The 19,690-nt window shown below is 72.2% G+C and carries 15 protein-coding genes; 10 read left to right on the top strand and 5 right to left on the bottom strand.

The window, feature by feature from the left end:
* Position 1: 1 nt before the first annotated feature.
* The gene (locus BMY97_RS09465; protein ID WP_245787257.1) at positions 2-1,174 is read right to left on the bottom strand and encodes a PucR family transcriptional regulator; all 1,173 of its coding nucleotides are present in this window, start codon (positions 1,172-1,174) and stop codon (positions 2-4) included.
* Positions 1,175-1,342: 168 nt separating this feature from the next.
* On the opposite strand from BMY97_RS09465, the gene hpnC reads away from it, so the two are divergent.
* The 7 genes from hpnC (at position 1,343) to hpnH (ending at position 10,013) form a co-directional block, all read left to right on the top strand.
* A complete protein-coding gene (gene hpnC / locus BMY97_RS09460) occupies positions 1,343-2,242 on the top strand; it encodes a squalene synthase HpnC (RefSeq protein WP_091615539.1) in 900 nt (299 codons plus the stop codon).
* Entirely contained in the window at positions 2,239-3,099 is an 861-nt protein-coding gene (gene hpnD / locus BMY97_RS09455) for a presqualene diphosphate synthase HpnD (RefSeq protein ID WP_091615536.1), read from the top strand. The genes hpnC and hpnD overlap by 4 nt, the downstream gene beginning before the upstream one ends.
* A complete protein-coding gene (gene hpnE, locus BMY97_RS09450) occupies positions 3,096-4,526 on the top strand; it encodes a hydroxysqualene dehydroxylase HpnE (protein ID WP_091615534.1) in 1,431 nt (476 codons plus the stop codon). The genes hpnD and hpnE overlap by 4 nt, the downstream gene beginning before the upstream one ends.
* A complete protein-coding gene (locus BMY97_RS09445; RefSeq protein ID WP_091615531.1) occupies positions 4,523-5,557 on the top strand; it encodes a polyprenyl synthetase family protein in 1,035 nt (344 codons plus the stop codon). Before hpnE ends, BMY97_RS09445 begins: the two co-directional genes overlap by 4 nt.
* Entirely contained in the window at positions 5,557-7,470 is a 1,914-nt protein-coding gene (shc, locus tag BMY97_RS09440; protein WP_091615528.1) for a squalene--hopene cyclase, read from the top strand. The genes BMY97_RS09445 and shc overlap by 1 nt, the downstream gene beginning before the upstream one ends.
* A gap of 71 nt (positions 7,471-7,541) precedes the next feature.
* Positions 7,542-9,008 carry a 4-hydroxy-3-methylbut-2-enyl diphosphate reductase gene (gene ispH, locus BMY97_RS09435; RefSeq protein WP_091615525.1) on the top strand — a complete coding sequence of 489 codons (1,467 nt, stop codon included), beginning with the start codon at positions 7,542-7,544 and terminating at the stop codon, positions 9,006-9,008.
* A 3-nt stretch (positions 9,009-9,011) separates the two neighbouring features.
* A complete protein-coding gene (hpnH, locus tag BMY97_RS09430) occupies positions 9,012-10,013 on the top strand; it encodes an adenosyl-hopene transferase HpnH (protein WP_091615523.1) in 1,002 nt (333 codons plus the stop codon).
* A gap of 7 nt (positions 10,014-10,020) precedes the next feature.
* Here the strand turns inward: hpnH and BMY97_RS09425 are convergent, their stop codons facing one another.
* From BMY97_RS09425 to BMY97_RS09415, 3 genes are all read right to left on the bottom strand, one after another.
* The gene (locus BMY97_RS09425) at positions 10,021-10,887 is read right to left on the bottom strand and encodes an alpha/beta fold hydrolase (protein ID WP_091615520.1); all 867 of its coding nucleotides are present in this window, start codon (positions 10,885-10,887) and stop codon (positions 10,021-10,023) included.
* A 27-nt stretch (positions 10,888-10,914) separates the two neighbouring features.
* Positions 10,915-11,856: a polysaccharide deacetylase family protein gene (locus BMY97_RS09420; RefSeq protein ID WP_091615518.1), complete on the bottom strand. Its 942-nt coding sequence runs from the start codon at positions 11,854-11,856 to the stop codon at positions 10,915-10,917.
* A gap of 72 nt (positions 11,857-11,928) precedes the next feature.
* A complete protein-coding gene (locus BMY97_RS09415) occupies positions 11,929-13,449 on the bottom strand; it encodes a long-chain-fatty-acid--CoA ligase (RefSeq protein WP_091615515.1) in 1,521 nt (506 codons plus the stop codon).
* A 142-nt stretch (positions 13,450-13,591) separates the two neighbouring features.
* Here BMY97_RS09415 and BMY97_RS09410 point away from each other — a divergent pair, with 142 nt between their 5' ends.
* Both BMY97_RS09410 and BMY97_RS09405 read left to right on the top strand, forming a co-directional pair.
* Positions 13,592-14,053, top strand: coding sequence for a MarR family winged helix-turn-helix transcriptional regulator (locus tag BMY97_RS09410; RefSeq protein WP_091615512.1), 462 nt, complete (start codon positions 13,592-13,594; stop codon positions 14,051-14,053).
* Entirely contained in the window at positions 14,050-17,889 is a 3,840-nt protein-coding gene (locus BMY97_RS09405; RefSeq protein WP_091615510.1) for an ABC transporter ATP-binding protein, read from the top strand. Before BMY97_RS09410 ends, BMY97_RS09405 begins: the two co-directional genes overlap by 4 nt.
* A gap of 34 nt (positions 17,890-17,923) precedes the next feature.
* Here BMY97_RS09405 and BMY97_RS09400 read toward each other — a convergent pair whose 3' ends face one another.
* A complete protein-coding gene (locus BMY97_RS09400; RefSeq protein WP_091615507.1) occupies positions 17,924-18,868 on the bottom strand; it encodes an NAD-dependent epimerase/dehydratase family protein in 945 nt (314 codons plus the stop codon).
* Here BMY97_RS09400 and BMY97_RS09395 point away from each other — a divergent pair.
* A complete protein-coding gene (locus BMY97_RS09395; protein WP_177231250.1) occupies positions 18,867-19,379 on the top strand; it encodes a MarR family winged helix-turn-helix transcriptional regulator in 513 nt (170 codons plus the stop codon). The two genes, BMY97_RS09400 and BMY97_RS09395, sit on opposite strands and share 2 nt — an antisense overlap.
* Positions 19,380-19,690: the final 311 nt, after the last annotated feature.

Raw genomic sequence — 19,690 nt, 5'->3', positions numbered from 1 at the left:
CTTACGAGTCCGAGCCGGGCGGGCCCCACGCCAGTGCCAGCATCAGCGTCGCTCGGGTGGCCGGGTCGTCCAGCTGCGGGCCGAACAGCGTGTGCAGCCGGCCGAGCCGGTAGGACACCGTCTGCGGGTGGATGTGCAGGTCCTCGGCCACGGCCTTGCGGTCGCCCAGGTGCAGCAGCCACGAGGTGAGCGTGGTCGAAAGCCGTTCGCGGGCCGAGTCGTTCAGCTCGTCGAGCGGGGCCAGGCAGCGGCGGCGCAGCACGTCGAGGAGCCGGTCGTCGCGGTGCACGATGATGGCGTCGAGGTGCTCGTCGGCGAACACGGGGTCGTCGCTGAGCAGGTGGTCGCGCCGCAGCCGGGCGGTCACCTCGGCGATGCGCAGGCTCGCGGGCAGCCGGTCCACCGGCACCGACGCGCCGACCACCGCCCCGGCCCCGCGCAGCGCCCTGGCCAGCCACGCGCGCCGCCCCGGGCCCGCCGGATCCGGCACGATCGTGACCAGCAGGCCCGGCCGCCGCAGCCGCAGGCAGGTGTCGTCGAGCCGGGACACCAGCTCCCGGCCCAGCTCGTTGTCGCCCTCGACCAGCACGACGGCCGCCGACTTCGGGATCCGCCAATCGGCCCGGACCGCGGCCGAGCGGACCGCGGCCTGGTCGGCGCGGTCGGACAGCAGCAGCTCGCTCAGCTCGTCGCGCAGGCTCTCCCGCGCCCGCACCGCGTCCGACTGCTCCTGCAGGTAGCCCTGGAGCGAGGACTCGGACAGCTGGTCCACCAGTGCGAACACCGTGGTGGCGAGCGAGGCGAACAGCTCGGCCGGCACGTCCAGCTCCAGCGCCGCCTCGGACACGTGCCGCCACGCGACGCGGGCGCCGACCCGGTACGCGGCGAGCAGGCTGGTCACCCGGCGGCCCTGCCGGTACTGCGTCCGGCCGATCTCCTCGAACACCACCTGCTCGACGCCGGAGCCCAGCCCGGGCAGCTCGTTCTCGGGGGACTCGGCCACGCTGATCAGCCGGCGCACGAAACCCGCGCTGGCCGTGACGACCTCCGCCAGCTCCTCGGTGAGGAACGCCGCGTAGTCGGGGTGCTGCTCCACGAGCAGGTCCCGCACCTCGTTCAGGATGGCGGGCAGCCGCCTGCTCACCTTGGTTTCGAGTTCACCCAACCGGGCCACCTGGTCTGATGCCATGCGCGCAGCTCGCCCTTCCCCAGTGATAGCAGGTCAACAGGTTCGGTCGGGTTCATCCTCGCCCCATTTTGTCCGTTCGTGCCAAGTCGAAGCCGGGAAAATTCTCCTCCCGGCCGCAGAAGCCGCCCGTCCGAGCGAGCGAGACTGAGGCGGATGAGTCCCACTTCACCTGGACGTCACCTGCCCGCGGCCGCCGGTTTGCGGGAAAAACGGCAGGCCGAGAACTTCCCGGTCGCCCTGCGCGTGCTGCCCCGGGAACTCCGCGCCGACCTCACGGCCGTGTACGCGGTCGCGCGCACGATCGACGACCTCGGTGACGAGGCCGAGGGCGACCGGGTGGCCCAGCTCAAGGCGTTCGGCGAGGAGCTGGCCGGCGCCTGGGACGGCCGCGAGCCCACGCACCCGGTGATCCGCGGCCTGCTGCCGGCGATCCACGGCGGGCGGGCCGACGCGGCGCCGTTCGGCCGGCTGGTCGAGGCGAACCTGCAGGACCAGCACGTGACGCGGTATCCGGCGTACGAGGACCTGCTGGCGTACTGCCGGCTCTCGGCCGACCCGGTGGGCCGGATCGTGCTGCGGCTGTTCGACGTGCGCGACGAGCGGGCCGCGCAGCTGTCCGACCGCGTCTGCACCGGGCTGCAGCTGGTGGAGCACTGGCAGGACGTCGCCGAGGACTTCGCGAACGGCCGGGTCTACCTCCCGCAGGAGGACCTGGCCGCATTCGGGGTCGCGGAGACGGAGCTGGGCGCGGCGCGCGGCTCCCGGGAGTTCAGAGAGCTGATGCGTTTCGAAATCGACCGCGCCGCGGCCCTCCTGGGCAGCGGCGCTCCGCTGGTGGGGCAGCTGCACGGCTGGGCCCGGCTCGCGGTCGGCGGGTTCGTGGCCGGCGGGCTGGCGGCGGTCGATGCCCTCCGCGAGACCGGCGGTGACGTGCTCGGCAGGCCGGCGCGGCCGTCGAAGGCCGGGGTCCTGGGCTGGCTGGTGTGGCTGGGCTTCGGCCGATCACAGGGCGGATCACAGGGTGAACCGAAGGCGGGGAGGCGGTCCGGATGACCACGACGATCGAAGACGCCTACGCGTACTGCGCGCAGGTCACCAAGGAGCAAGCGCGCAATTTCCATTACGGGATCCGGCTGCTGCCACCGGACAAGCGGGCCGCCTTGTGCGCGGTGTACGCGCTGGCCCGGATCGTCGACGACATCGGCGACGGCGACCTGCCGGCCGAAGAGAAGCTGGCCGGGCTGGCCGGCGTCCGCAAGTCGCTCGGCGACCTCGGGGCGAGCACCGATCCGGTGTACGTCGCGGTCGCCGACGCCGCCCGCCGGTACCCGATCCCGCTCGGCGCGTTCGAGGAGCTGCTCGACGGCGTCGAGATGGACGTGACCGGCCGGCATTACGTGCGGTTCGAAGACCTGGTGGAGTACTGCCGGTGTGTGGCGGGCTCGGTCGGGCGGCTGTGCCTCGGCGTGTTCGGCAGCAGGCCCGAGCCCGAGGCCGCGACCTACGCCGACCAGCTGGGCATCGCGTTGCAGCAGACCAACATCCTGCGTGACATCCGCGAAGACCTGCTCAACGGCCGCGTCTACCTGCCGAAGGAGGACCTCGACCGGTTCGGCGTCGAGCTGGCCGTCGGCGAGGACGGCCGGCTGCAGGACCCCGAAGGCGGGCTGACCGCGCTGGTGCACGACGCCGCCGCTCGCGCGCGCGACTGGTACGGCGACGGCCTGCGCCTGGTCCCCTCGCTCGACCGGCGCAGCGCGGCCTGCTGCACGGCGATGTCCGGCATCTACCGCACCCTGCTCGACCGGATCGACGAGCAGCCCTCGCGGGTGTTCGACCGCCGGCTTTCCTTGTCGGGGCGGGAAAAGGCCGTGGTCGCCGTGCGGGCGCTGCTCGGGAGCCCGCGATGAACGAGCCCGCCGACGCACTCCCTCCCCCGGAGGCGGCATCAGGCACCGCCGACGCACTCCCTCCCGCGGAGGCGGCATCAGGCACAGTCGCCGTGGTCGGGGGCGGTCTCGCCGGGATCGCCACGGCGTTGCGCTGCGTCGACGCGGGCCGGTCCGTGACGCTGTACGAAGCGCGGCCGCACCTGGGCGGCCTGACGCACTCGTTCACCCGTGGCGAGTTGCATGTGGACAATGGGCAGCACGTGTTCCTGCGCTGCTGCACGGCTTATCTCGCGTTGCTGGACCGGCTCGGCGTCGCCGACCGGGTGGCGCTGCAGCCGCGGCTGGCGATCCCGATCCGCACCCCGGGCTCGGCCGCGACGACCTGGCTGCGCCGCGGCGACCTGCCCGCTCCCCTGCACCTGGCCGCTTCGCTGCTGCGGTACGAGCACCTGCGCCCGCTGGACCGCGCGCGGTTCGCGCTCGCGGCGCTGGCGCTCAAGCGCGTCGACCCGGCCGACGATCGCACGGACCGCCAGTCGTTCGGCGAATGGCTGCGCCGGCACGGGCAGAGCGCCGCCGCGATCGAGGTGCTGTGGGACCTCGTCGGCGTCGCGACGCTGAACGCCGGGGCGGACGACGCGTCGCTCAGCCTCGCCGCGACCGTGTTCCAGGAAGGCCTGCTCACCGATCCCGCGGCCGCCGACATCGGCTGGTCGCTGGTGCCGCTGAGCGAACTGCACGGCGACCCGGCGCGGGCGCGGCTGGCCGAGGCCGGCGCGGAGGTGCGCACCGGCGTCAAGGTCCGGTCCATCGAACGGTGCGGGCGCGGCTGGCGCGTGCGCACCGACAGCGGCGAAGACCGGTTCGGGCAGGTCGTGCTCGCCACCCCGCCGCCGGTGACCGAACGGCTCGCCCCGGACGGCGCCGTGCGGCTGCCACCCGGCTGGTCGGGCGGGCTCGGCAGCTCCCCGATCGTCAACGTGCACGTGGTGCTCGACCGCCGGGTGCTGGACGAGCCGTTCGCGGCCGGGGTCCGCACGCCCGTGCAGTGGGTGTTCGACCGCACCCGGCAGTCCGGTTTGGACAGTGGCCAGTACCTGGCAATGTCGCTCTCGGCCGCCGACGGCCTGATCGACCTGCCGACCGCGGCCCTGCGCGAGCGGCTGCTGCCCGAGCTGACCGGCCTGCTGCCCGAAGCCCGTCAGGCCGAGGTGCTCGACTTCTTCGTCACCCGCGAACGCCACGCGACCTTCCGGCCCAGCCCGGGAACCGCGTCGCTGCGCCCGCCCGCCGCGACCGCCGAACGCGGCCTGTTCCTGGCCGGGGCGTGGACCGCCACCGGCTGGCCCGCGACCATGGAGGGCGCCGCGCGCAGCGGCGCGGCCGCCGCGAACGCCCTCCTCGAAGAGCACATTCACGACGTGAAGGAGGGAGTCGGAGCATGACCGCCACCATGCGACCCACTGCCGCGCCCGCGGCGCCGGGCTCACTGGCCCGGTGCCGCGACACGGTCACACCCGCCCTGCGCGCGGCCGTCGAGCGGCTGGACGAGAGCAGCCGCGCGATCAGCGCCTACCACCTCGGCTGGACCGACGCGAACGGCGTGCCAGTACAGGGAAACGGCGGCAAGGCCGTGCGCCCGGCGCTGGCCGTGCTGTCCGCCCAGGCCGCCGGCGCGTCCCCGGAAACGGGGGTGCCCGGCGCGGTCGCCGTGGAGCTGGTGCACAACTTCTCCCTGGTGCACGACGACCTGATGGACGGCGACACCGAGCGCCGCCACCGGCCCACCGTCTGGTCGCTCTACGGCGCGCCGAGCGCGATCCTGACCGGTGACGCGATGCTGGCGCTGGCCCAGGAAGTGGTGCTGGACAGCGGTTCCCCGCACGCGATCGCCGCCGGGCGGCTGCTGGCCGAGACCACCCGGCGGCTGATCCACGGGCAGTTCCTCGACGTCTCGTTCGAACAGCGCGACGACGTCACGCTGCCGGAGTGCGTGACCATGGCGGGCGGCAAGACCGGCGCGCTGCTGTCCGGCAGCGCGGCCATCGGCGCCGTGCTCGCCGGGGCGCCCGCCGCCGTGGTCGGGGCGCTGACCCGGTACGGCGAGGAGATCGGCCTCGCGTTCCAGCTGGTGGACGACGTGCTCGGCATCTGGGGCGACCCGGCGGTCACCGGCAAGCCGGTGTTCTCGGACCTGCGGGCGCACAAGAAGTCCCTGCCGATCACGTACGCGACCGGGCACGGCGGGGCCACCGCGCGTGAGCTGGCCGGCTGGCTGGCCGGGGCGGAGACCGGCGACGAGACGGAGCTGGCCCGCGTCGCCGGCCTCGTCGAGTCCGCGGGCGGGCGGGAGTGGGCCATGGCCGAAGCCGCGCGCCGCGTCGCCACGGCCGAGACCGCGATCGCCGGGCTGCCCGCCGGGCCGCGCGCGGAGCTGATCGAGATCGCCCGGTTCATCGTCGGCCGGGAGGCGTGATGACCCAGACCGTCCCGGAATCGTCCACTTCGGACTCCGCGCCGAAGCGGTCCGCCGAAGACGCCGTGGCCGCGGGCATCGGCTTCCTGCGCGGGGAGCAGGAAGCCGCCAGCTGGTGGAAGGGCGAGCTGGCCACGAACGTCACGATGGACGCGGAAGACCTGCTGCTGCGCCATTTCCTCGGCATCCTCACCCCGCGGGTGGCCGAGGAGTCGGCGCGGTGGATCCGCTCGCAGCAGCGGGCCGACGGCACCTGGGCCACCTTCCCCGGCGGCCCGGCCGATCTGTCGACCACGGTCGAGGCGTGGGTCGCGCTGCGGCTGGCGGGCGACCCGGCCGACGCGCCGTGGCTCGTGCCCGCGGCGGAGTTCGTCCGGGAGCACGGCGGCCTCGAGGGCACGCGGGTGTTCACCCGGATCTGGCTGGCGCTGTTCGGCCTGTGGTCCTGGGACGAGCTGCCGAACCTGCCGCCGGAGCTGATCTTCCTGCCGTCCTGGTTCCCGCTCAACGTCTACGACTTCGCGTGCTGGGCGCGGCAGACGATCGTGCCGCTCACCGTCGTCGCGACGCTGAAGCCGGTGCGGCAGCTGCCGTTCGGCGTGGACGAGCTGCGGGCCGGCAAGCCGCCGCGCAAGACCGCGCCGCCGTGGAGCTGGGACGGGGTGTTCCAGCACCTCGACACCGCGCTGCACGCCTACGCCAAGCTGCCGTTCAACCCGGTCCGCAAGGTCGCGCTGCGCCAGGCCGCGGAGTGGATCCTGGCGCGGCAGGAGGCCGACGGGTCGTGGGGCGGCATCCAGCCGCCGTGGGTGTACTCGATCCTCGCGCTGCACCTGCTCGGCTACCCGCTGGACCACCCGGCGCTCAAGGCCGGGCTCGAAGGGCTCGACGGGTTCACCATCCACGAGGAGACGGCCACCGGCCGCGTCCGGCGCCTGGAGGCCTGTCAGTCGCCGGTGTGGGACACCGCGCTGGCCATGACCGCGCTGCTCGACGCGGGCGTCTCCCCCGGCGACGAGTCACTGGTCAAGGCCGGGGAATGGCTGCTGGGCGAGGAGATCCGGGTGCCGGGCGACTGGACGGTGCGCCGCCCGTCGGTCCGGCCCGGCGGGTTCGCCTTCGAATTCGCCAACGACGGCTACCCGGACACCGACGACACCGCCGAGGTCGTGCTCGCGCTGCGGCGGCTGGGCAAGCCGGACCACCTGCGGCTGCGCGGCGCGATCGACCGCAGCGTCGAGTGGCTGGAGGGCATGGTCTCGCGCGACGGCGGCTGGGGCGCGTTCGACGCCGACAACACCCAGGTGCTCGCGACGAAGCTGCCGTTCTGCGACTTCGGCGCGGTGATCGACCCGCCGTCCGCGGACGTCACCGCGCACGTGGTCGAAATGCTGGCGGCGGAAGGGAAAACCGGCAGCCGCGAGTGCCGCCGCGGCGTGCGCTGGCTGCTGGAGCACCAGGAGCCCGACGGCTCGTGGTTCGGCCGCTGGGGCGCGAACTACGTGTACGGCACCGGTGCCGCGGTGCCCGCGCTGGTCGCCGCCGGAATGCCGGGCTCGGACCCGCGGATCCGCCGCGCCGTGACCTGGCTGGCCGAGCACCAGAACACCGACGGCGGCTGGGGTGAGGACCTGCGCTCCTACCGTGATCCCGCGTGGGCCGGGCGGGGCGAGTCGACGCCGTCGCAGACCGCGTGGGCGCTGCTGGCCCTGCTGGCGGCCGGCGAACGGGACGCCGAGACGACCGTGCGCGGGGTGCGGTGGCTCGTCGAACAGCAGCGCGCGGACGGCGGCTGGGACGAGGAGAAGCACACCGGCACCGGCTTCCCCGGCGACTTCTACCTGTCCTATCACCTCTACCGCGTGGTGTTCCCGCTGTCCGCGCTGGGCCGGTACGTGCGGAGCGGCTCGTGACCACGCCGGTCGTGAGTGCTTATGACGGTGCTAACCGTCGCGAACACTCACGAGCTTTTTCGCGGCGGGCGGTGCTCTGCGCGCCGCTGCGGATCGAGCAGGCCGCGTTGCGCGCGGCCCGGCGCGAGCTGCCCACCGTCCACACCGGACTCGGCCCGCGCCGGGCGGCGGCCGCGGCGGCCCGGCTCCCGGCCGGTCCGCGGATCGTCGCCGGGATCGGCGGCGGGCTCGTCCCGCACGTGCGGCCCGGCGACCTCGTGGTCGCCGACGAGGTCCGCGGCCCGGACGGGGCCGTGCCCGTGCCGTCCGCTCCCCTGCTGGCCGGTGCGTTGCGACGGCTCGGCCTCACCGTCCACATCGGACCTGTGCTGGGCACCGGCCACGTCGTCACCGAGCGGGAACGCGCGGAGCTGGCCGGAACCGGCGCGCTCGCGGTCGACATGGAGTCGCAACGGCTGGCCGCGGCGGGCGAGCCGTTCGCCGTCGTCCGGTCCATCGTGGACACTGCCGGCGCACCCCTGCTGCGGCCCGGCACGCTCGGAAACGGCCTGGCCGGGCTGCGCAGCCTGCGCGCGGCGGTCCCGGCGCTCACCGCGTGGGCCGCGGCCACCGGCGGCCGTCACGTGCTGCTGGCCGGGCCGCGTTCGTTCTGCGCCGGGGTGGAGCGGGCGATCGACATCGTCGAGCGCGCATTGGACCGCCACGGCGCGCCCGTGTACGTGCGGCGCCAGATCGTCCACAACACCCACGTGGTGCGGCAGCTTCAGGAGCGTGGCGCGGTGTTCGTCGACGAAGTGGCCGAGGTGCCCGAAGGCGCGACGCTGGTGCTCGCCGCCCACGGCGTGACCCCCGCGGTCCGCCGTGACGCCGCCGGCCGCGGGCTCGCGGTGATCGACGCGACCTGCCCGCTGGTGACCAAGGTGCACAACGAAGTCCGCCGTTACAGCGGCCGCGGCGACACCGTGTTCCTCATCGGGCACGCGGAGCACGAGGAGGTCGAAGGCACTGTCGGGGAGGCGCCCGAAGACGTGGTGGTGGTCGGCGACGTCGCGGCCGCGCGCACCGTCACCGCGCGCGATCCCGCCCGCGTCGCCTACACCATGCAGACCACGCTGGCACTGGACGAGGCCGAGGAGATCGCGGCCGTGCTGCGCGAGCGGTTCCCCGGGCTTTCCGCGCCCCGTAAGGACGACATCTGTTACGCCACCACGAATCGGCAGCAGGCGCTGCGCGCGATCGCCCGCGAGACGGACCTGGTGCTGGTGGTGGGATCCGGCACCTCTTCGAACTCACGCCGGCTGGTGGAGGTGGCCGAGCGCGAAGGCACCCCGGCCGTGCTCGTGGACGACGTCGCCGAGCTGGACCTGCGCCGCCTCGCCGGCGTCCGCACGATCGGCCTCACCGCGGGCGCTTCGGCCCCGCCGCACCTCGTGGACGAGGTCGTGGCGGCGCTGGGCGGGCTGGGGCCGGTGACCGTCGCCGAACGCCGGCTGACGGAAGAGCAAATCACTTTCACACTACCTCGGGAGGTGCTCTGAGCGATGGCCATGCCGTTGCGTCAGTCCGTCCGGCTGGGCGGCTACCTGATGAAGCAGAAGGTCCTGCGGAAGGAGAAGTTCCCGCTGCTGGTCGAGCTGGAGCCGCTGTTCGCCTGCAACCTCAAGTGCGCGGGCTGCGGCAAGATCGAGCAGCCGCACACGCTGCTCAAGCAGCGGATGCCGGTGGAGCAGGCGGTCGGCGCCATCGAGGAGAGCGGCGCGCCGATGGTATCGATCGCGGGCGGTGAGCCGCTGATGCACCCGAAGATCGACGAGATCGTGCGGCAGCTGCTGGACCGCCGCAAGATCGTGTTCCTGTGCACCAACGCCCTGCTGCTGCCCAAGCACATCCACAAGTTCAAGCCGCACCACAACTTCGCCTGGATGGTGCACATCGACGGCTTGGAGAAGCGCCACGACGAGTCGGTGCGCAAGCCCGGCGGCTTCCAGGCCGCGGTCGACGCGATCAAGCTGGCCAAGGAGAAGGGGTTCCGGGTGATGACGAACACGACCTTCTTCGACGGCGACTCCGCCGAGGACGTGGTCGGCGTGCTCGATTACCTGAACGAGCTGGGCGTCGACAACATGCAGATCTCACCCGCGTACGCCTACGAGAAGGCGCCGGACCAGGACCACTGGCTCGGCGTGCAGGCGACGCGGGAGCTGTTCGCCAAGGCCTTCGGCGGCGGCAACCGGAAACGCTGGCGCCTCAACCACTCCCCGGTGTTCCTCGACTTCCTCGAGGGCAAGCGGGAGCTGGAGTGCACGCCGTGGGGCATCCCGTCCTACTCGCTGCTCGGCTGGCAGCGCCCGTGCTACCTGCTCGACGACGGCTACGCGAAGACCTACAAGGAGCTGATCGAGGAAACCGACTGGGACAAGTTCGGCCGCGGCAAAGACCCCCGCTGCGACAACTGCATGGCCCACTGCGGCTACGAGCCGACCGCCGTGATCGCCACGCTGGGCTCGCTGAAGGAGACTGTGCGCGCCGCTGTCGGGCACTGACGGCTGGTCAGCCCCGACCGGATGTCACCGCGCGGATCGCGTCGGCGACGACCCTCGCCCCGTCGTGGGTCATGATCGTCGCCGCGTGGTCCGTGCCCGGGATCCGCCGGGGCTGGCGCAGAGCCGGTAGCTGCGCGCGAAAACCCGCCAGCGCCTCGTCCGGATAGGCCGGCGGAGTGTCCGGCCCGGCGCTCCACTCGGCACACACCAGCTCCACCGGAACGGTCAACCGCAGCCACCCGGACTCGCCGAAGAACACATCCTCGGCGTCCGAGAGAACCGCTTCAGGGCTGAGCCGCACGCGCCCGGCCGCGTCAAGATCGTGCGCCAGGTTGTCACGCAGCAGTGGGTCAGCAGGATCGAGCAGCGGACTATTGCGGGTGAAGTAGGCAAGATACTCGTCGACACTCTCAAACGGCCGCTGAAGCCGCCCCAGTTGGGGCGCGAAAGCGGCAGGCAGCATCTCCGGCGTGAGCCCCGCAGGCGCGACCATCGGCAGCCCGCCGTCCACCAGCACCAGGCCCCGCACCCGGTCCGGCCAGCCCGTCGCCAGTTCGACGGCCGCGAAGCCGCCCATCGACATCCCGCAGACGTCCACCGTGCCCAGACCCAGCGCGTCGAGCACCCGCACCAGATCCTCGGCGTGCTGCCGCAGCGAAGAACGCCCGCGCACAGCGAAACTTCCCGCACGACCACGCAGGTCCGGCATCACCAGCGACAGCTCGGGCGCCGAGGCGCGCAGCCAGTTCCACAGCCGGCAGTTGCTTGTCACGCCGTGGATCGCCAGCACGGGCGCGGACTCGGACTCCGCCACTTCGACGGCGAGGTCGCCGCCGGCCACCGGCACGGACACGGTCTTCAGGTCGCTGCGCATCGGCTCACCGTAGGCCAGCAGAGGGAGTCACGACCATTCTGCGTGATGCTCCAGCCACCACTGCGCAATATCCAGCCGCCGCATGAAGCGGACGCCCGCCTTCTCCCCTGCGTAGGCAACAAAATCGCGGACGGCTGCGGCGCGGTTGGCTTGGCCGCTCCAGCGGGGGTGCAGGCCGACGGTCATCATGCGGGCGCCGAAGCCGTCGTCGGCCTCCTCGCACAGGTAGTCCAGGCCCAGGCGGAGGCTTTCGAAGAACTGTGCGGGCGAGCCGTAGGTCGGGCTCAGCAGGTAGCGGGTGTCGTTGTACACCTTGGAATACGGCACGATCAGCAGCTCACGGCCGGCCGCTTCGGTGAAGTACGGCAGCTCGTCGTTGCACGGGTCGGAGTCGTAGAGGAAACCGCCTTCCTCCGCCAGCAAGTCCAGTGTCCGCTCGCTCGGGAACGAGCGCAGGTACCAGCCCCGAGGCCGCTGCCCCGTCGTGCGCTCCAGGGACTCGATCGCCCGGCGGAGGTGGTCGCGTTCGTCCGAAAGGGACATTCGGGAATAGTCCAGCCAGCGCCAGCCGTGGCCGACGACGTCGTGGCCGCGCTCGCGGATCCACTCCGCCACGGCCGGGTTCCGCTCCAGCGCCACCGCGCACGCGCCGACGCTCACCGGAATCCCGTAACGGTCGAAGATCCGCGCCAGCCGCCAGATCCCCACCCGGCTGCCGAACTCGTAGTGTGTCTCGGTGCCGAGGTCGCGGACCTCCGGGCCGACCTCGTACGCGTACTCGCCCCAGCCGTCGTTGCGGCCGTCGCCGTCGGGGATCGAGTATTCGGCGCCTTCCTCGTAGTTGACGACCACGTTCACCACGACCTTCGCGGCACCGGGCCACCGCACCTGCGGCGGGTACCGGCCGTAGCCGACGAAGTCGCGCGGACGCAATCCGGTCACAGCAGCCGGGTCATCGGGAGCGGTCATCGGCCCAGGATGGCACGGCGCCCGCCCGGACTCGACGAGCCAGGATCCCGAGACGGCGCGCGCCGAAACCGCTCAACCCTCCCGCAAAAGCAGTTTCGCGATCTTCCCCGTCGGCCCCTTCGGCAGCTCGTCGATGATCCGGACCCGGCGCGGATACTTGTACGCCGCAATGCGTTCCTTCGCCCAGGCGACGATCTCGTCGGGCTCGGCGAAGGCGCCGGGCTTCAGCGAGACGACCGCGACGACCTCCTCGCCCAGCCGGTCGTCCGGCTCGCCGAGCACGGCGGCCTCCGCGACGGCCGGGTGGGTGTAGAGCAGCTCCTCGACCTCACGCGGGTAGACGTTGTAACCGCCGCGGATCACCAGGTCCTTCTTGCGGTCGACGACGAACGCGAACCCGTCCTCGTCGACGTAGCCGAGGTCGCCGGTGTGGAACCAGCCGCCGCGGAACGCCTTCACCGTCTCCTCCGGGCGCTTGTAGTAGCCCTTGGTAATGTTGTGCCCGCGCAGCACGATCTCGCCGACGTGCTCCGCGCCGGGCGGCAGCTGCCGGTCCTGCTCGTCGACGATCCGCAGCTGCACGCCCCAGATCGGCTTGCCGATGGACAGCAGCTTGCGCCGGTCCGCGCCCGGGTTGACGGTCGCGGTCGACGAGGACTCCGACAGCCCGTAGCCCTCCAGCACGGGGATGCCGAACTTCTCCTCGAACGAGCGCAGCACCTGCTCCGGGATCGCCGCCCCGCCGGAGCTGCCGATGCGCAGGCTGGACGTGTCGTAACCGGAGCTGTCCGCCGCGGCCAGCGCGTGGTACATCGTGGGCACGCCGGCCATGATCGTCACGCGGTCGCGTTCGATCGCCGCCAGCACCGCCTTCGGTTCGAACCGCGGCACGACGGAGACGGTCCGGCCGTGGCGCGCGGCGCCGTTGAGGATGCTGGACAGGCCGTACACGTGGAAGAACGGCAGCACGGCGAGCACCACGTCGTCGGGTTCGGTGCCGAACGTCTGGCCACCGATGGTGCAGGTCATGTAGAGCGAGAAATGGGACAGCTCGGCGCCTTTCGGGCGTCCGGTGGTCCCGCTGGTGTAGAGCAGCACCGCGGTGTCGTCGGCGGCGCCGGGGTGGATCTCGTCGTCGCCCTCGGCGGCGAGCAGCTCGGCGAACGCGCCGGTGCCGTCCGGCCAGCCGGTCGCGTCGACCTCACCGACGAGCACCGCGGCCACCCCCGGCACCTCGGCGAGCGCGGTCCGGGCTTCCTCGGCGGAAAACGCACCGGTGATCAGCAGCCGGGCGTCGGAATCGGCCAGGTGGTAGGCGATCTCCCCGGCCTTGAGCAGCGGGTTCAGCGGGACCAGCACCAGCCCGGCCTTGAGGATGCCGAAGTAGGCGGACACGAACTCCGGGACGTTCGGCAGTTGCAGCGCCACCTTGTCGCCCGGCCGGTAGCCGCGCGCCCGCAGCGCCGTCGCCACGCGGCCGGACGCCTCGTCGACCTCGGCGTAGGTGAGCGCGCCGGCCGGGAACCGGAGGAAGTCCTTGCCCGGTCCGGCGAGCGCCGACTCCCGCAGCATGGTGGCCAGGTTGAAGCTCATCGTCCGTACTACCTCCGAACCTCGTGCTGACCCACGGCGACACCGCCGCCCGGCGCACGCCAGACTACCGAATTCGGTTCGGTTTGACCGCCCCGGGAAAACTTGTTCGACGATCGAACCATATGGGAGTACCGTCGAGGGCATGACGATCAAGCCACCGCCCGGGAGCACGGCCGTGCTGGCCGTGCGGGCGCTCGCCCGCGCCTCGCGTGTGCTGGAGCGCTCGTCCGCCGAGCTGAACCTCGCGCACTACCGCGTGCTGTCCGCCATCGCCTCGGGCGACGAGCGTGCTTCCCGTGTGGCGCAACGGCTCGCGCTCGGGCGGCCGGCGATCAGCTCCGCCGTGGAGGCGCTGACGAAACGCGGCCTCCTCGTTCGCGGCGACGTCGACGGCGACCAGCGGGCGACCGCGCTGTCGCTGACCCCGGCGGGCGAGGAGCTGCTGGCGCGGACCGAGGCCGAGATGGTCGAGCGGGTCACCGGCCTGGCCGCGCGCACCCCGGACGGCGACCGGCTGCTGGAGACGCTGGTGTGGCTCGGCGCGGCGATCGACGAAGTCATGACCGAGAAAGCAGGGACCAAACCGATGACCCAGCCGCGGTGAGCACCGACACCGAAACCTCACAGACCACCGCGAAAGCGGACAACCAACCGGAAAAGTCACGCTGGCTGCGCCGGCTCGGCGGCTACGTGCTGCGGCACCGGCGGGAGCTGGTGATCGCGCTCGGCGCCGCCGTGCTCGGCAGCGCCTGCCAGGCCGTGGTGCCGCTGCTGGAACGCCAGATCGTCGACGGCGTCATCCTCAGCGACAACGCCGAGCTGTGGCCCTGGCTGGTCGCGCTGCTCGTGGTCGCCGCGGCCGCCTTCGGATTCGCCTACCAGCGGCGCTACCGCGGCGGGCGGGTGGCGCTGGCCGTGCAGTACGACCTGCGCAACGAGATGCACGCCCACCTCCAGCGGATGGACTTCACGAACCTCGACCGGATGCCGACCGGTCAGCTGGTGGCGCGGGCGACCTCGGACTCCGCGCTGGTGCAGGGCCTGCTCGGGCTGCTGCCGATCCTGAGCGGGAACATCCTGCTGTTGCTGCTTTCCCTCGGCGTGATGCTGGTCCTGTCGCCACTGCTCGCGCTGGTCAGCCTCGTGGTCGTGCCGCTGCTGCTGGTCGTCTCGTACCGGATGCGGCGGCGGATCTTCCCCGCGACCTGGGCCGCGCAGCAGCGCGAGGGCGACCTGGTGCAGATCGTCGACGAGGACGTGAACGGCGTCCGCGTGGTGAAGGCGTTCGGCCAGGAGGACCGTGAGCTCCGGCGCGTCGCGGACACCGCGGGCGATCTGTACGGCACGCAGCTGCGCGCGGTCCGGCTGCAGGCGCGGTTCCAGCCGCTGCTGCAGGCGATCCCTTCGCTCGGGCAGGTGGCGATCCTGGTGTTCGGCGGCTGGCTGGCGCTGCGCCACGAGCTGAGCCTCGGCACGCTCCTGGCGTTTTCCACCTACGTCGGGCAGATGATGGCGCCCGCGCGGCAGCTCGCCGCGGTGCTGTCGATCGGGCAGCAGGCGCGGGCCGGCGTCGAGCGGATCTTCCAGCTGCTCGACCTGCCGCCCGCCATCGCCGACCCGCCGGACGCCGTCGAACTGCCGGCGGCCCGCGGCGAAATCCGCTTCGACAACGTCCACTTCGGATACTCCGGCGACGCGGAAGTGCTGCGCGGCTTCGATCTCCACATCGGCGCCGGCGAGCGGGTCGCGCTGATCGGCCCGAGCGGCAGCGGCAAGACGACCGCGACGATGCTCGTCTCCCGCTTCCACGACCCGGATTCCGGCGCGGTGCTGGTGGACGGCCACGACGTCCGCTCGTTGCAACTCCGGTCGCTGCGTTCACAGGTCGGCGTGGTGTTCGAGGAGAGTTTCCTGTTTTCCGACAGCATCCGCGCCAACATCGCGTACGGCCGTCCCGGCGCCACCGACGAAGAGGTCGTCGCCGCGGCGGAAGTGGCCGAGGCCCACGGCTTCGTCTCCACGCTCCCCCAGGGTTACGACACCGTGGTCGGCGAACGCGGGCTGTCGCTGTCCGGCGGGCAGCGGCAGCGGATCGCGCTGGCCCGCGCGATCCTCACCGACCCGCGGATCCTGGTGCTGGACGACGCCACGAGCGCCGTCGACGCGAACACCGAGGAGTCGATCAACGCCTCGCTCCGCACGGTGCTGGCCGGGCGCACCACCCTGCTCGTCGCCCACCGGCGCTCGACGCTGCACCTGGCCGACCGCGTGGTCGTGCTGGACGGCGGCGTGGTCGCCGACCAGGGCAGCCACGAGGAGCTGGTGGCCCGCAGCGCTCTTTACCGCAGCCTGCTCACCGGGCTGGACGAGGCGGCCGCGGAGAAGGTCGGCGACCGCATCGAAGTGCTGAGCACGATCACCGAGTCCGCCTGGTCGGCCCCCGCTCCGCAAGCGCAGGGCAATGGCGCGCAAGGCAATGGCGGCAGGCTGGCCACCGCGAACACCCGCGCGCCGAGCCTCGGCAGCGGGCTGGGCGGCTCGGCGGGCGGCAGCTGGCGCAGTGCGCTGCCGCCGACGCCGGACCTGCTCGCCCGCGTCGACGAGCTGAAGCCGATCCGCGACTTCGCCGACGTCGACCTGGCCCGGGAATCCCAGCAGCAGCGCGGGTTCTCGCTCGGCTCGATCCTGCGCCAGTTCCGCCTGCCGCTGCTGCTCGGCCTGCTGCTGGTGGTGGTCGACGCCGTCGCGTCCGTGATCGGGCCGGTGTTCGTGAAGACCGGCATCGACGACGGCGTGCTGCAGGGCTCGCAGGTGGTGCTGTTCACCGCGTCCGGGCTGTTCCTGGTGATCACGCTCGCCGCGCTGCTGGACGAGGTCGCCGAGACCTTCGTGACCGGACGGACCGCGCAGCGGGTGATGCTTTCGCTGCGGATCCGGATCTGGGCGCAGCTGCAACGCCTTTCGCTCGACTACTACGAGCGCGAGATGGCCGGCCGGATCATGACCCGGATGACCACCGACGTCGACCAGTTCGAGTCGCTGATCGAAAACGGGCTGCTCTCGGCGCTGGTCGCGCTGGTCACCTTCGGCGGGGTCGGGGTGACGCTCGTGGTGGTGAACCCGGAGCTGGGCCTGTGCACGCTGGCCGTGGTGGTGCCGCTGGCGATCGCGACGGTGATCTTCCGGCGCCGCGCGGCCCGGCTGTACGATGTGGCCCGCGACCGCGTCGCGATCGTCAACGCGGACTTCCAGGAAAGCCTTTCGGGCGTGCGCGAATCGCAGGCCTTCGCCCACGAAGCCGAGACGGTGCGCCGGTTCCGCCGGCTCGGCCGCGACTACCTCGACTCCCGGTTCTCCGCCCAGCGGCTCGCGGCCACCTACTTCCCGTTCGTGCAGTTCCTCTCCGCGGGCGCCGACGCGATCGTGCTCGGCGTCGGCGCCGGGATGATCCACTCCGGCCACCTGACCGCCGGCGCGCTGATCGCGTTCATCCTCTACATCGACCTGTTCTTCTCCCCCATCCAGCAGCTCTCGCAGGTGTTCGACTCATGGCTGCAGACGCGGATCTCGGTCAACCGCATCGCCGAACTGATGCGATTGGAGACGCTCACCCCGCCGGCCGCCGACCCGGTGGACCCGGGCCGGTTGCGCGGGCATATCACCTTCAGCGGCGTCCGGTTCTCCTATCCCACCGCGCCCGCGCGGAGCACCGGGGAGCGCCGCGGCCCCGCCGACCCGCGGCTGATGGCGGGCTCGCTCGCGCCCGGGGCCAAGCCGCCGGAAGCGTTGCGCGAGGTCGACCTGGCCATCGCCGCGGGCGAGACGGTGGCGCTGGTCGGCGAGACCGGCGCGGGCAAGTCCACCGTCATCAAGCTGCTTTCGCGGTTCTACGACCCGGATGCCGGCGCCGTCCGGGTCGACGGGCACGACCTGCGCTCCCTCGACCTCGCCGGCTACCGCGGCCAGCTGGGTTACGTGCCGCAGGAAGCGTTCCTGTTCACCGGCACCGTCCGCGACAACATCGCTTACGGCCGCGCCGAGGCCACGGACGCGGAGGTGGAGGCGGCCGCCCGCGCGGTCGGCGCGCACGACTTCGTCGCGTCGCTGTCCGGTGGCTACCGGCACGAGATCGCCGAACGCGGCCGGTCGCTTTCGGCCGGGCAGCGCCAGCTGCTCGCGCTGGCCCGCGCCCAGCTCGTCGACCCGGCGATCCTGCTGCTGGACGAGGCGACGTCCAACCTCGACCTCGCCGCGGAGGCCCGCGTGGCCGAGGCCATGCAGACCCTCGCCCACGGCCGCACCACCATCGTCATCGCCCACCGGCTGCAGACCGCCCGCACCGCGGACCGGATCGTGGTGCTCGACCGCGGCCGCGTCGCCGAGATCGGCAGCCACGACGAACTGCTCGCCCGCGACGGCCGGTACGCCGGGATGTGGTAGGCGTTCGAGCTGCTTTCGGGGCGGGCGTGAGGTTTCACCGCTCGTTGCCGGCGCGGAGCCAGGCGATGTACTCGGCGGCCGCGGCGGCGGTGCCGTACCGGGGCTCGAATCCGGTGTCCTCGTGCAGCCGCGTGATGTCGAGCCAGTTCACCGGGCGCGTCCCGGCCGTGGGCAGCTCGAAGTGGAAGCCGGGCTCGACGGACTCGATCGCGGTGAGCACGTCGGCGTTGCTCGTGGCATGGCCGGAGGCGACGTTGTACGTCGAGTGGCGCAGTTCGCCGGCGAGCTGCAGGAGCGCCAGCGCGCGGCCGGTGTCCTTGACGTAGAGCAGGTCGAGCGAATCCTCGGCGTGCGGCGGCGCGAGCAGCCCGGACAGATCGGGTTCGCTTCGCCGGGCAGCGGCCAGCGCCAGCGAAGGGGCGGCGAAGAAGCGGTCCGGCAGGTGTCCCCCGGGGCCCCAGGTGCCGGAGATGCGGGCGTTGACGATCTCCACGTCGGTCACGCTCGACAGGTGGCCGGCGAGCAGCTCGGTGATCTTCTTCAACGTCGGGATGACGTGGAGGTGGTCGAAGGAGAGCGGCTGGTCCTCGGTGAGCGCCCCTTCGCCAGCGCCGTGGTAGACGCCGATGGTGCTCGCGGTGACGACGCGGCGCACGCCCAGGGTCTGCGCGGCGCGGACGATGTTGAGGAACGCCTCCAGCGCCCGTCCGGTGTCGGCGATCGGGTCGGCCTGCACGGTTTTCCATGGCAGGGCGAGGGCGAGGTGCACGATCCCGGTGACCGGGTACTGCTTGCCGGCGGCCAGCACCGCGTCGAGGTCGGTGACGTCGCCCTGCACGACGTGCACCGGCAGGTCGGCGAGGTGCGGCGGGAGCTGCGGGCTGCGGCGCTGGAGGAGAACGCACTCCTGGCCGGCTTCGGCGAGCGCGCGGACCGTGTGGGAGCCGATGAAACCGAGGCCCCCGGTAACGAGAATCATGTCTGGCCTTTCATTGGTTGTCTCGCTGATCATCAGCACTACTGACGATCAGCTTAAGCGTAAGCTGACGCCCGTGTCCACCGAAGCGAGCCCCGGCCCCGACCTGCACCGAGCGCTGGGCTACCTCCTCAAGCACGCCAACCTGAAGTTCACGGCGCTGACGGACGCGGCGCTCGCCCCGTTCGGCATCGACGGCAAGGACCTCGGCGCACTGCGGGTACTGGCCCACCGGGATCCGACGTCCCAGCTACAGGTGGCACAGACACTCGGCGTCGACCGCACGACGATGGTCGCGCTGCTGGACGCCCTCGAAGACAAGGGCATCATCCGACGGCAACCGGATCCGGCCGACCGCCGCCGGAACGTCGTCGAACTCACCGAGCAGGGCTCAGAGGCCTACGACGCGGCGGAAGCCGCCTACCAGGAGGCGGAGAAAACGTTCCTCGCGGCGCTCAGCCCCAGCGCCGGGGCGCAGTTTCGCCGCGCGCTGCGGACCCTGCTGGAGGATTGACCCGACCGGTCCACGGGGTTGCGGCATCCCCGCTCCGCAACACACTGCGAACCAGTGGCGGACGACTGACCCGGCTAGGTCCACCGCGCGCAGCGACCCAGTTCCGCCACGCACTGCAACACCCCCTTACGACCGACCCGGCAAGGTCCACCACGCACACCAGCCCCGCTCTGCCACACATCGCGGACACCGCCGGACGACCGACCTGCCAGTCCCGCGGCAGGCGACAGCCCAGCTCTGCCACCCGCTACCGACACCGCCGGGAGACTGACCCAGCTAGGTCCACCGCGCATAGCAACCCAGTTCCGCCA

The sequence above is a fragment of the Amycolatopsis saalfeldensis genome (genome assembly GCF_900110575.1).
GTDB classification, from domain to species: domain Bacteria; phylum Actinomycetota; class Actinomycetes; order Mycobacteriales; family Pseudonocardiaceae; genus Amycolatopsis; species Amycolatopsis saalfeldensis.
Note: the sequence above shows the minus strand (reverse complement) of the source record. Positions and strands in the feature narration are given on the sequence as shown.